Origin of the sequence: Vibrio sp. SCSIO 43097, assembly GCF_023650755.1 — a bacterium.
In the GTDB taxonomy this organism is placed as follows: Bacteria; Pseudomonadota; Gammaproteobacteria; order Enterobacterales; family Vibrionaceae; genus Vibrio; species Vibrio alginolyticus.
In genome coordinates this window covers 1,385,397-1,397,773 of the sequence record NZ_CP071840.1, presented here as the reverse complement: position 1 = coordinate 1,397,773, position 12,377 = coordinate 1,385,397, and the positions used below count along the sequence as shown (strand labels likewise).

The window sequence follows — 12,377 nt, the reverse complement described above, 5'->3', positions numbered from 1 at the left end:
CCACGCGTTGCGAATCCCTCTTGAACAGTTTGTTATGTTTGTGCTGACGTCGCTAGACAAACTTATGGTTGTATAGAGGTAAAATGTTGATCACTGGTTCTTCGTAAGGGTGAATTGTTCGAATAGCATCAAGTGGAGCTTGAACTAAAGGCTCTTGGCATCTAACGTCAATTCTGACCTCTTCACCAAAGTTAATTTCACCCTTTTTGCCAGTAACAGGTTCCGAGCCTTCAGTTGGTCTCCAGAACCCTGAAATTTTTACGATAGAAATAACACTGTCATAGTCACCCACAACACCTGCACCAACTGAGTTAAGTGCATCACGGATAGCTACAACTTCTGTTTCAGGTGTATAGATTTCTAGCTTGAATTCCATCATTTTTCCCAAAAAACATAACGCCCTGTTAAGGTGTGAGCAACGCAATGCCGAAGCCGCCGCAAACCACCTTAAACGCAAAAACGCAACGCATAGCAAAAATGCCACGCGTTGCGAATCACTCTTAAACAGATTGTTAACTGGCTAACCTAACGACCTATGCGAAAGTTAAGTTGGCTCGCAAACACTAACTTGATTCGTTAGTTTTGATATCTTGTTTCAAACTTCTCATCTGATTCACAGAGGTAAATAATAAACTCGATAAAAGCGATGATTGCAGGGATCAACGTCCAACAAAATACTAAGTACAGAATACCTTGACCAATCTTACCTAGATAGAACTTATGTGCCCCGAACCCACCGAGAAAGAACGCTAAAAGTGCTGCTGCAATTCTACTTTTTTCGCCTTGGACACCCTTTTGTTGAGCTCCGCAACTAGGGCAAGCTCTAGCCGTTTCGTGAATCTCTTTTCCACAACCACTACAAAACATTTTTTCTCTCCATTCTTAAAATGCTTTACATATTGATTGCTGATAATATTCAAAAGAGCACATAGCACCATGATTCACATCAAGAATACTTGAATAAAAAGAATGGGATGAGACAGATGGCTACAAAGTGCCAGTTAACGCCGCATTAAGGGGTGAACAACGCAAGCCACCCGACCTAAACCATTGCACCGTAAACACTAAAGCCAATTCAAACCAAAACTGCCAAGCGTTGTGAATCCCTCTTGAATGCTTTGTTATAACGCTGATTCGCACAAACTAACACGAAAATTGTATGAATCTAATGACTTACTTGCGATAACTACTTTTCCATTCGGTAAATAAGCAACTCTTTCATTTTCACCAAGCTTACAGTAACTAAACTCCTCTGTTTCGAGGTGATATGCAAACCATTTAATCTTTTCATCAACAACATCCAAGTACCATGAAGTGTCTTTGTTGAACGCAATGCAAGTTGACAATAAGCATATACAAGCAACTATACGTCCAAAGAGCAAAACTGGTGACTTCCGCCCAAAATTTTTAAGAAAGCTCAGAGTTAAAAGTTTTTTAGGAGCAAAGTCATCTAATTGTGATACTGAACTAAACATTGCTATTGGCACTAGTGGTAATGCCAAAAATAACCCGATAATTGAGAGTGTGATTGGGATAAGCAGTACGGACGCAACGGTAATAGTATAAGCAAAAGGACTGCTAGGAACTTCGAGGATTGAATTTACATTTGTCGATGCTAGCCCTAAATTGAGTGCAGTGCCTGCAATAATGACTACACCCCAAAAGGCTTTTACAAAAAGCAATGAACTAGCCTGCTTAGCTATCCCATTGAGCCATATTATTGCTCCCGACAAAACAAAACCAAGGAAGACCCAATAGCTTGGAAATGGAGCAAAATAGTTAATCAATGGCATAGCTAAAAATGAAATGAAACCAATTAGATAAGCAGCTTCTTCGTTGGTAAGAGAAGAAACTTTCTCCTTATATGCCTTAACAATTTCCACTGTTTCTCCTTAAGCGTTATAACGCCCAATTAAGGCGTGAGCAACGCCACCACTTAACTTAACCGATTGCACCGTAAACACTAAAGTTGATTTGAACTAAAAATGCCATGCGTTGCGAATCGCTCTTGAATTGTTTGTTATGAGGCAACTTGAAGCGACAAAGAAAGGAAGTTTTCATCGCTTTCAGCCACCTGATAGCCAAGGGATTTGTAAAACCTTACCGCAGGCTCGTTTCTAGTAAAACTTGATAAGGTTACGTAACTACGCCCTTGCTCACGCGCCATTTTGTGAATCATGTTCATGACCCTTTCACCCAGTTTCTGATTTTGAAATTCAGGAAACACAATGAGTAAATGTACATGAAGTGCATTGTCGTAAGGCTTGAAGCATAGCATGCCGACTTGCGTGTTATTGAGGTAAACCCAGTGAAACCAAAGCGGCTCATAATCGTTTTTTAAACGATTGACCTGAAACTCATCACACCACCCAAAGACGGCATCAACATGCGAATAAAGTCCTTGTTTAACAACAGTAAACAGACTTTCGAACTCATCACTTTCTACTTGTATTAGTTGAATATCCATATGCCTCATAACGCCTTGTTAAGGTGTGAGGCACGCAATACCGAAGCTGCCGCATACCACCTTAATCACTAAAACCAACGCATAGTAAAAATGCCACGCGTGCCGAATCACTCTTGAACAATTTGTTATACGATTTCTCACAACGAGCGCTGAAACAGACCTTTTTGGACTTTGAAACCTAATTTTTCAAACAGAGCTTTAGACCGAAAGTTACCTTCATCAATGTCTGCATACAATTTTTCAATGCCCACAGATTTTGCGTGAGAAAATAATAAACTGAGAGCTTCCAACATATAGCCTTGTCGCCAATATGCTGAATTAAGTAAGCATCCAACCTCACATGAACGACCACAATCACTAAAACTATGTAAACCGCAAGTTCCAATAACTTTGTTGGTCGATTGCTCTAAAACTGCCCATTCCAGCGATTCACCCGACTTTTCTAATTGGACGACGCTTTCTAGCATCTGAAATATCAAATCTTTCGATGGAAAAACCGGATCTGAGGCAAATTCCATTGTTTGAACATCACCATAAATTTCAAACAAGTCATCAGAATCTTCCATTTGAATTGACCTCAATACAACCCTACTTCCGTGTAAATCAGGCTTCATTTTACTCCTTAATCGTATAACGCCCTGTTAAGGTGTGAGCAACGCAATACCGATGCCGCCGCATACCACCTTAAACACCTAAACCAACGCATAGTAAAAATGCCACGCGTTGCGAATCACTCTTAAACAGTTTGTTAGCTATTTTTTCAAGAAATCAAGAAAGTTAACGTCAAACACACCTTCTTCATCTTCTATACGAACCATAGAATTGAAAGAGGCTTCTTCAAAAGAAGGGTTTTCTTTTAAGATGTCTAGAAACAATGGCTTAATTTCATCACTTTCTATCGCCAAAGCAAGTGATTCGTGCGCAATCCTAATCAGTAGTTTAATATCTTCATCTTCATCGCCTGAAAGCTCCTCCTCCTCCCAACTTTCCATGATATCTCGAAGTTTAGATACATTCTTATTACCTCTTTCAAAATCAGAGAGAATAATAAACTCACCATGTGAGACTTGATTGTGTTGGACAAAATCCAGCCCATCCTTATTCCATATATTCCAATGCATGTCATAGTGCCAAAAGGCTACAGATATAGTCATATGGGAAAAAGCCTTCTGGCTTACGTAAAATTTTAATTCATCAATTCTGCTATCAATTAGCGTTAATAAAACACTCTTGTAACAATCAACTAGCTCAGTTTTATCTATCACAACAACTCCTATAGTGGATAAAGATTAAAAAGTGACAATTCCTATAAATAGCTAACGCCTTGCTAAGGTGTGAGTAACGCAATACAAAAGCTACCGCACAGCGCCTTAATCACCATAAGCCACCGCAAAGTAAAAATGCCACGCGTTACGAATCACTCTTAAGCAATTTGTTAGTACATGCGCCACTTCTATTTGTGCACTCCAAGATATTGAAAATTTGTATGATATGAAAGACTTTGAACACTGAAGTGAGACGGGCAACTACAAAACTTAAACTCGGTTAAGAGACGTGAGTTGGCCAGAAGAAAAACGTACTGAACTCCCCTACTTTTACTGGATTCAAATTAGAAAAGGATTCGGTCCTCGTACTTCAACAGCCACACCAAAAGTAATCAAGGTTCTCTCAAAAGCCACCACGAAAATGAAGAAGCGCCAAAGAAATAGACTAAGAGTTAGAAGCCGTAAACGGTGAAATAAAAGCAAGCACTCCGCATATAGTGCCACCGGATAGAACGTGAAAGGTACAAACTGAAAGGTGTAAAGGCGAGCGCCAAAACAGGTAAACATCAAAACTTATGACCTTTGATGTCAAACCCGTACTAACGCCGCGTTAAGTAGTGAGCAACGCCACCACTAAACTTAACCATACCACCTTAAACACAAAACCCAACGATGGAATGAAAAATGCCATGCGTTGGGAATCTGTCTTAAACGCTTTGTTAGGTATTCTTAGCCCGCTTTCTCGCAGGTTTCTTTGATACTGCTACTGTCTTGTGGTTCGCGACCGCTCCAGCTTGTGTAAATGGATTACCAAAATTTGGATTAAACTTATAACCACTTTCAAATAATGGCCGTAGTTTTTCCCAAGCTTTTATATCACTTATCTTAGGCGCTTTAAACGCAGAACCTGTTTCGAAGGTTTTACCGTTACACTGGGGACAAACGACTTCGTATTTTACCTCTGTCCATTCACCAGTTTTTGATTGATCGTACTTGTGCTTTTTAAACACTTTCCTGCAATCTAAACATGCAAATTTCACTGTAATATTTGATTTCATCCTGAATACCTAACGCCCTGTTAAGGTGTGAGCAACGCAATACCGGAGCTGCCGCATACCACCTTAACCACTAAAATCAACGCATAGTAAAAATGCCACGCGTTGCGAATCACTCTTAAACAGTTTGTTATAACTTCAGATACGTGTGGATTGTTGTATGTAAGTTTTTAAACCCTGTTAGCTCAAATTCCAGTACCCATGATGATTCAAGTGTCATAGGTAACTTTCCATTTGTCGATTCGCCAAATTTAATTTCAGTTATATCAACAGGACTATGAGCAGCAAAGAAGTAAACTGACCCATCAATATACCCGTCATCTGGGTTTACAGGGAAAGTAAATGTTCTACCAGCAAGTTCATTAAGCTCTGTAGGTAAATTTATACCGTTTAGGCTAATTACAGTTTCTATTTTCTCAGAATAGTCGTCTAGACTAAGTTCAAACGGCTCTATTCCTATCTCAAGTGAAACGTCACCATCGACGCCAGAAATCTTTGCACTTGTAAATTTGAGCTTTTCTATCGGGAAATTTTCCACTCTTCCTCCTGAGTTATAACTCCGCGTTAAGTAGTGAGCAACGCTACCACCTAACCTAAACCATTGCACCTTAAACACAATACTCAATTTGAACTGAGAATGCCACGCGTTGCGAATCTGCCTTAAACGCTTTGTTAGCACTACTTTTTGAGGTACTTAACAACTGAATCCCCAAACTTAACCTTAAACGAACTTGTAGTCGTATTTACTGACAAAAACAAATTGTCATATGAGCCTGCACAATGATTTTTTACATAGTCATTAACATGGAGCTTAAAATCTGATGACAGCTTAAACACAGCTTGCTGCCCATATGGCAAGAAACTAGGTAATGGCGAACTGAAAGGCGCAAACTGCTGAATACCCATTGCAACCTTAGCTTCGGACGAATATATGGTAATGGAATTGATGTTACTCGGTTTATTGCCATTACTGGTGACATTTACAGCCAAGGCATTATCTGGCTCCCCTTGAAAAACGAAAACATCAAATACACATTTTAGACTTTCACCATTACTTTTCCTTTGTTGCTCGGCAAGCCAAAGAGAAGTAAAAACGGCAGCTAATGCTCCAAGCCCAGCAACCCAACCACCAAACGCACTCAATGCTGGGATCAATACATTCGTTAAAGTTTCTTGATTATAAGATACGCCAAAACTGACACCAACTACGAAGCTAAGCGCAGAAACAAGAACGAGAATAACCACTGCCGAAATTAATTTTATATATTTCCAGTCCATACAACCTTTCCTAGTAGTGCTAACGCCTTGTTAAGGTGTGAGGCATGCAATACTGAAGCCTCCGCATACCACCTTAACCATTAAACTTGACGCATAGTAAAAATGCCACGCGTGCCGAATCACTCTTGAACAATTTGTTAGGTTTTGGGCTTATTCCCCCAGTGAACCCCAATCTGTTAGATTTAATTGCTTACGCCTAATGTAATAGAAGGTTGCCATAACCAAGCCAAACAAAGCGCCAGTAAGTAACGAAATGAAAACTGCTTCTAAAACTGGTTTACCTAACTCGTTCCACACAAGAAACCATTGAAATACTCCCCAAACAGGAGCAAAGAAAGTCGCACAAAGCATAACGTTTGCAAAGAAGCTTTGATAATAAGGCGGTGGAAAACACAGTCCTAGTTTACGTAACGACTTTACAAGTGGGGGATTGTAGTTCGACTTCCAAACACCTTTGTCACTTAATTCTTTGTGCGCAAGTTGTAGCTTCGTTTCATAATCCATGACCCAAAATCCTTGTATTCGATGTTTCCCGTGGAGAAACCTAACGCCCTGTTAAGGTGTGAGCAACGCAATGCCTAAGCTCCCGCATACCACCTTAAACACTAAATGCAACGCATAGTGAAAATGCCACGCGTTGCGAATCACTCTTAAACAGTTTGTTAGGGCGAAACTACTTTTGATTCAGAGAACTGACAACCAGAGCACTTATAAACTCTTTTTACCGCACCTAAGTCCCCAAAAACTTCATCCGGAGCAGATGAGATTAATTCGTAGGTGCGCTTATTACATTTTGGGCAAAGTTCACCTGTAGCACTCGTTAACTCGGAAATTTGCTCCCTTAACTCTGCATTTTCGGATGTAAGGTCAGCGATTTTCAATTTCGCATCAGCTAACTCTAAGCTCAAATCAGCCAATAAGTTTTTAAACTCTGCATCTTCTATGCTTTTACTTATTTCGCGAAGCCTTGATGTCAAAGACAACGCTGTACTAATTGATGACAGAATATCAGTCATATTTATTTCTCACTCTACTGCTAATAGTTCCGATAAGCCCTAACGCCCTGTTAAGGTGTGAGCAACATAATACCGATGCCGCAGCATACCACTTTAATCACTTAAACTAACGCATGATGAAAATGCCATGCGTTGCGAATCACTCTTGAACAGTTTGTTAGTATTCAGACCCAACCTGTTACACCTAACTTAGAAAGAAGTCTTACTTATCAGTTCTCTATCGTTTTGATCCCACAGTTTTGACAGATCGTATGCCGAGAAAACTCATCCATAGAAGCTAAAAATGGACCAACTGCCCAACCTTTGATTAATCCAGCAATAAACTCTTTACGCTTTTGATGTTTTACACCAGCAAAAGGACTTGGGTTCCTAATCAATACGGTAATATGTTTAGATTTAATGTTACAAGAAGAACACTGATATTTGTCTATCTGATGAAGCACTAATTTTCCTCCTGAATACTAACGCCGCGTTAAGTGGTGAACAACGCTAACCACCAAACTTAAACCATTGTACCTTGAACACCTAACCTGATTGGAACTGAAATCGCCAAGCGTTGTGAATCCGCCTTAAACGCCTTGTTAGGCGAAGCTTCCCACCGATGTTTAAGGTTGTTTGAAAGCAGATTACCCGAAACAAAATAAGCAACCAAACACCCACTGACTTTTTGTGATTCAAGAACCATAAAAGCCACTATGTTTCAGCCAAGGTTTCAACAACCACGAAATGCAGACCTTCAGCAACAAAGTAGGTTTTGAACCCGAAAAGCCCAAAGCTGCAAACTAACAGCAAATTCGAAAGCCTCAATTGACTTGCCCTTGCCACACTTTGAGCCAGTGACACTCATCGCCAACCAGCCCCATAAAACAATGAGGCAACCCACGAACCTTGGCATGTTTTACGGTTGGAGAGGTTCAAGAATTTGAACCGACAATACCAAATTGCCGACTCAGAAAAACGAATGCTCAAAGAGAACTAAGAAGATGAGAACAAAGAACTTTCCTGCCCGTCGCCTAACGCCCAATTAAGGTGTGAAGCACGCAATACCGATGCTACCGCATACCGCCTTAATCACTAAAACTAACGCATAGTAAAAATGTCACGCGTGCTGAATCACTCTTAAATTGTTTGTTATGGCGCTCCACTCAACGTTAGCTCCTGTATGTCAATTTGGTCTACTTCCCTGCCCAATATCCGCTTGTACTCGACTAAACGATAAACTGGGATAACTGGCAACTCGATACCTTGATAATCTTTAATAACTGATTCTGAGAAGTAAATTTCAAGCTGGTGCCAAGAGCCATCTTGATGTGATTGTATCTTAGTATGTTCAGACAAACCGATTTCAATTTTTTGATTTTGGTAAACCAATTGGAAATACTCTAGATCCCAACCATATTCGGCATAATGAGTTAACGGTTTGGATATGTATTTTGCTACATGCGATAGAACTTTGTCTGCGTCTGAGTTTCGAATATAAAGATCTATATCTGCGATTTCCCGACTTCCACCATGAATAGTTGCCGCTAATCCACCTACTATTTGATACTCCACAACCTCTGCATCCAAGATCTCTTTGAGCCACTGCAAGGCTACTTTAACTTTATCACTCATCTAGTTCCCTTAGCTGAATTTTGCCTTGCGCCATAACGCCCAATTAAGGGGTGAGTAACGCAACACCAATGCCACCGCAAACCACCTTAATCACTAAAATTAACGCATACCAAAAATGCCACGCGTTACGAATCCCTCTTGAATTGTTTGTTAGTACGCTGCCCTTGAAGCCCTTTAAACAAGCCAAGATGTTGAAATATAGCACGAAATTCATGAATTAAAACGCTGGAACCAAACGGACAACTACAAAACTGGAAACCAACTTCAAAACGTAAGTTGGCTAGAAGAAAAACGCGCTCAACTCCCCTACTTTTACTGGCGTCAAATTAGAAAAGGATTCATTCCTCGCACTTCGACGGCAACACCAAAGAAAGACAATTCTGGCTTAGTAAAACCACGAAAGAGAAAAAGCACCAAAGAAATAGGCTAAGAGTTAGAACCCGTAAACGGTGAAATCAAAGCGAACACTCCGCATATAGTGCCACCGGAAAGATTGTTAAAGGCACTAACTGAAAGGTGCAAATACGAGCGCCAAAACAGATAAACACCAAAACTTATGACCTTTGATGTCAAACCCGTACTAACGCCCTGTTAAGGGGTGAGCAACGCAATACAAAAGCCGCCGCATACCACCTTAAACACTAAAACCAACGTGTAGTGAAAATGCCACGCGTTGCGAATCCCTCTTGAACAGTTTGTTAGGCGACATTTCTACGTTTAACTTCTTTCTCATACGAAGATTCGTTGTATAACCAGATAGCCCAAAATGTGAAAAACATCCCGATCGTGTAAATTGAGTAATTAAGAGCATTATCCGATAAGAAAATCGTAATGCTTGCCGCATTAGAAGATGGGTAAAGGAAAGTAACATTAAAAATCATGTACAAAATGGCTGTGACGAAAGTGGTTCTAAAAAGCCAATTTAAACATCCTTTCTTTCGAGATTTTTGCCAATTATCAAATGCTTTACCATTCATTAATCCACTCCTTTTCTGTTAACTGAAGCTAGATTCACGCCAAGATACTACCCACTAGTCTATCGTTTGTCTCATGTCGCCTAACGCCCTGTTAAGGTGTGAGGCACGCAATACCTAAGTCTCCGCATACCACATTAACCACTAAAACCAACGCATAGTAAAAATGCCACGCGTGCCGAATCACTCTTGAACAATTTGTTATGCGCGTTCTCCACGATTGAACGCAACTACAGTAGCGCGTAATTTAGTCAGCTTAAACTCTGTAAGTAACACTGTAACAAAAGACAATATAGAAACGGAGATAAGTGCAATATTTATCAAAGCATTACCACTAAACTCATAAATACCTGACAGACCAATAAATAGCAAAAGACAGGCAATTATCGATAGAATCGAATCATTAGTTTTCACTTTATACTCATCATCAGGTATATCTTTTATTATCGAAACCGGATTTGAAAGCCCGTCAAGCCGAACTGCAATTTTTCCTTTTTTAATTTTGACTTTTAGGCCAGAACTTCTTAACGAATTAGCTAAATCTTCCATGATTGATTATCTCCATTTCTGCGAGCGCATAACGCCCAATTAAGGTGTGAAGCACGCGACTACGACACTTAATTTGACCACCGTAAACACTAAACTCAACCCAAACCCAAAATGCCAAGCGTGCTGAATCACTCTTAAATTGTTTGTTATGTGTTTAATTCCGCGTTCATAGATTCAAGCCAATCAAGCTTTTGCTGTTTATTATATGGACTAGGGTATCTAAACCAAGGGCTTTCAAGTGGTAACCCTTTCACATTTGGTACTTGTTTAAGAAAAGTTTTAGCCGATTCTCTAAGTACAGCAGTTGAGCCCCAAGCCACAATTACAGTTTTGCTCTCTGAACAATATTGCTTCAGCTCACAACGTCTATCTTTATGTGTCAAGCTATGAGGATTAGAGTTATCTAATGTTTTAGCTTTTTGAAATTCAGTAGAAAATTTGCCACTGTTTCCATTTCGCAAATCAGATAAGTTTATAACTCGTACATGCTTCCATTCATTTAGCAACATAAGGCGCATAATTTGATATTGAGCATTGTCTGGTCGCGTAGAGACTATTTCCTTTTCCCAAGAATTAGACATTATTTGATCAATAGAATACGTTTTCGGAACGTAATCAGCACTTAATGGTTTAGATGAACCAGGGTTCATCATAACAACTAAGGTACAAGGCTTTGAACTGGCTATATCTCCAACTGATTTGGATACAATTTCTAAAACACTTCTACACTTGAAAGTTTCATTTTTGATTTTTAGATCGTAAAAGTGACCATAAACAGAGAATTTCGTTTTTAATTCTTTTGCATAAATAAATCCCATTAAAACTCCAATTATTCGAAAACACATAACGCCCTGTTAAGGTGTGAGCAACGCAATACCGAAGCTCCCGCATACCACCTTAAACACCAAACGCAACGCATAGTGAAAATGCCACGCGTTGCGAATCACTCTTGAACAGTTTGTTATGCGTAATTTTTGACGTACTTTGTCATTGCTGTTTCCGAGACTGACAAACCGTCGATTCTATATTGATCTTTGAACTCTCCAACAACATTGAACCCTGCCTTTAGGTAGAGGTTCTTTGCTGGGAAATTCTCTGATAATACACAAAGATCAAGCCAGTCAATTTCAGCTTTTTCTTGGCAGAAATTTATAACAGCATCAATGAGTCTTTGACCAAGACCTTGCTTCCGGCAAGAAACATCTACGCCCATACCTAATAGAACCCTGTGAGAACGGCTTCCATCACTGTGGTGGCGAAGATCAACATGACCTTTGATATTTCCAGAGGTGTCTTTTACAACCCAAAGTTTTCTCCAACCTAAGTCGCCAAACTGATGAGAAAAGCCTTGGATAAACTTATCTTTTGTTGTTTCAGGAATTTCACTTTGCTCTCTGGACATTGGCTGGAAAAGAGGAACTTCTCCATTGCCATTTTCAGACAGCTGATTTTCTAGATACACAAAGAATGAATCTAAATCCGATTTCTCCGCTTCTACTACTTCCATCTAATTCTCGGTACTCCATCAATTACGCATAACGCCTTGTTAAGGTGTGAGGCACGCAATACCGAAGGTTCCGCATAACACCTTAACCACTAAAACCAACGCATGGTAAAAATGCCACGCGTGCCGAATCACTCTTGAACAATTTGTTATACGAATTTTTTCAGTGCCGACACTTGCTGTTCAAATAACTCACAATCTGACTTTGAGTATGACTTAGCTACATTAACCCATTGAACGCCCGTTTCATCTATGTGGCGAAACTCGACTTGAAGTGCATATTTAGAACAACGAAAAAGAGCAAAAACCAAACCTACAACCGTCAGACTAAGAACTAAAACTAGTAGCCATTGTGGCACCTCTTCCAACCTTGGAATAACTAACCAAACTGCCCCTGAAAACACACACACCCAGAATAAAACTTGACCTAAATTATCAAGAAAACTTAACTTTTTAACCCTAACATTGTTTATCTTAGACAAAGGATATGAGTCTTTCTTAAACCTGAACTCTTTTGAATCCAAGTTAAAATCAGTATTTTTGTACATAATTTCCCTCTATTCGTATAACGCCTTGTTAAGGTGTGAGGCACGCAATACCGAGGTTTCCGCATACCGCCTTAACCACTGAACTTAACGCATAGTAAAAATGCCAC

The 12,377-nt window shown here is 39.8% G+C and carries 18 protein-coding genes; all 18 read right to left on the bottom strand.

The features are described 5' to 3' along the window. Window positions 1–52 precede the first annotated feature (52 nt). On the bottom strand, window positions 53–379 hold the full coding sequence (locus J4N40_RS06940; RefSeq protein WP_250654445.1) for a YqfO family protein: 327 nt from the start codon (window positions 377–379) through the stop codon (window positions 53–55). A 197-nt stretch (window positions 380–576) separates the two neighbouring features. Further along, complete coding sequence (locus tag J4N40_RS06930; RefSeq protein ID WP_053306455.1) at window positions 577–867, bottom strand: TM2 domain-containing protein; 291 nt, start codon at window positions 865–867, stop codon at window positions 577–579. Window positions 868–1,121: 254 nt separating this feature from the next. After that, complete coding sequence (locus J4N40_RS06925; protein ID WP_050907847.1) at window positions 1,122–1,883, bottom strand: hypothetical protein; 762 nt, start codon at window positions 1,881–1,883, stop codon at window positions 1,122–1,124. A 137-nt stretch (window positions 1,884–2,020) separates the two neighbouring features. Continuing rightward, window positions 2,021–2,476 (bottom strand): GNAT family N-acetyltransferase, encoded by a 456-nt coding sequence (locus tag J4N40_RS06920; protein ID WP_062730532.1) that lies wholly within the window; start codon window positions 2,474–2,476, stop codon window positions 2,021–2,023. 128 nt (window positions 2,477–2,604) lie between these two features. Next, the gene (locus J4N40_RS06910; protein WP_064354101.1) at window positions 2,605–3,081 is read right to left on the bottom strand and encodes a GNAT family N-acetyltransferase; all 477 of its coding nucleotides are present in this window, start codon (window positions 3,079–3,081) and stop codon (window positions 2,605–2,607) included. Window positions 3,082–3,219: 138 nt separating this feature from the next. After that, window positions 3,220–3,732: a hypothetical protein gene (locus J4N40_RS06905; protein WP_122067406.1), complete on the bottom strand. Its 513-nt coding sequence runs from the start codon at window positions 3,730–3,732 to the stop codon at window positions 3,220–3,222. A gap of 719 nt (window positions 3,733–4,451) precedes the next feature. Next, the gene (locus J4N40_RS06895; RefSeq protein WP_115386076.1) at window positions 4,452–4,790 is read right to left on the bottom strand and encodes a hypothetical protein; all 339 of its coding nucleotides are present in this window, start codon (window positions 4,788–4,790) and stop codon (window positions 4,452–4,454) included. A gap of 127 nt (window positions 4,791–4,917) precedes the next feature. After that, complete coding sequence (locus J4N40_RS06885; protein ID WP_021485184.1) at window positions 4,918–5,325, bottom strand: hypothetical protein; 408 nt, start codon at window positions 5,323–5,325, stop codon at window positions 4,918–4,920. A gap of 140 nt (window positions 5,326–5,465) precedes the next feature. Next, complete coding sequence (locus J4N40_RS06880; RefSeq protein WP_115386077.1) at window positions 5,466–6,065, bottom strand: hypothetical protein; 600 nt, start codon at window positions 6,063–6,065, stop codon at window positions 5,466–5,468. A 150-nt stretch (window positions 6,066–6,215) separates the two neighbouring features. Then, window positions 6,216–6,569, bottom strand: a complete 354-nt coding sequence (locus J4N40_RS06870; RefSeq protein WP_005377023.1) for a DUF6404 family protein — start codon at window positions 6,567–6,569, stop codon at window positions 6,216–6,218. Window positions 6,570–6,727: 158 nt separating this feature from the next. Beyond that, window positions 6,728–7,081, bottom strand: coding sequence for a hypothetical protein (locus J4N40_RS06860; protein WP_031829440.1), 354 nt, complete (start codon window positions 7,079–7,081; stop codon window positions 6,728–6,730). Between the two features lie 209 nt (window positions 7,082–7,290). Next, window positions 7,291–7,524 (bottom strand): hypothetical protein, encoded by a 234-nt coding sequence (locus J4N40_RS06855; RefSeq protein ID WP_064354070.1) that lies wholly within the window; start codon window positions 7,522–7,524, stop codon window positions 7,291–7,293. 688 nt (window positions 7,525–8,212) lie between these two features. Next, window positions 8,213–8,695 (bottom strand): MazG-related protein, encoded by a 483-nt coding sequence (locus tag J4N40_RS06845; protein WP_115386082.1) that lies wholly within the window; start codon window positions 8,693–8,695, stop codon window positions 8,213–8,215. A 698-nt stretch (window positions 8,696–9,393) separates the two neighbouring features. After that, the gene (locus J4N40_RS06830) at window positions 9,394–9,672 is read right to left on the bottom strand and encodes a hypothetical protein (protein ID WP_017633714.1); all 279 of its coding nucleotides are present in this window, start codon (window positions 9,670–9,672) and stop codon (window positions 9,394–9,396) included. Between the two features lie 198 nt (window positions 9,673–9,870). After that, the gene (locus J4N40_RS06820) at window positions 9,871–10,218 is read right to left on the bottom strand and encodes a hypothetical protein (RefSeq protein WP_031781294.1); all 348 of its coding nucleotides are present in this window, start codon (window positions 10,216–10,218) and stop codon (window positions 9,871–9,873) included. Between the two features lie 146 nt (window positions 10,219–10,364). Then, a complete protein-coding gene (locus J4N40_RS06810; RefSeq protein ID WP_053304460.1) occupies window positions 10,365–11,036 on the bottom strand; it encodes a DUF1643 domain-containing protein in 672 nt (223 codons plus the stop codon). Window positions 11,037–11,179: 143 nt separating this feature from the next. Beyond that, a complete protein-coding gene (locus J4N40_RS06800) occupies window positions 11,180–11,725 on the bottom strand; it encodes a GNAT family N-acetyltransferase (protein WP_054579716.1) in 546 nt (181 codons plus the stop codon). A gap of 146 nt (window positions 11,726–11,871) precedes the next feature. After that, window positions 11,872–12,270 (bottom strand): DUF6232 family protein, encoded by a 399-nt coding sequence (locus tag J4N40_RS06790; protein ID WP_017821406.1) that lies wholly within the window; start codon window positions 12,268–12,270, stop codon window positions 11,872–11,874. Window positions 12,271–12,377: the final 107 nt, after the last annotated feature.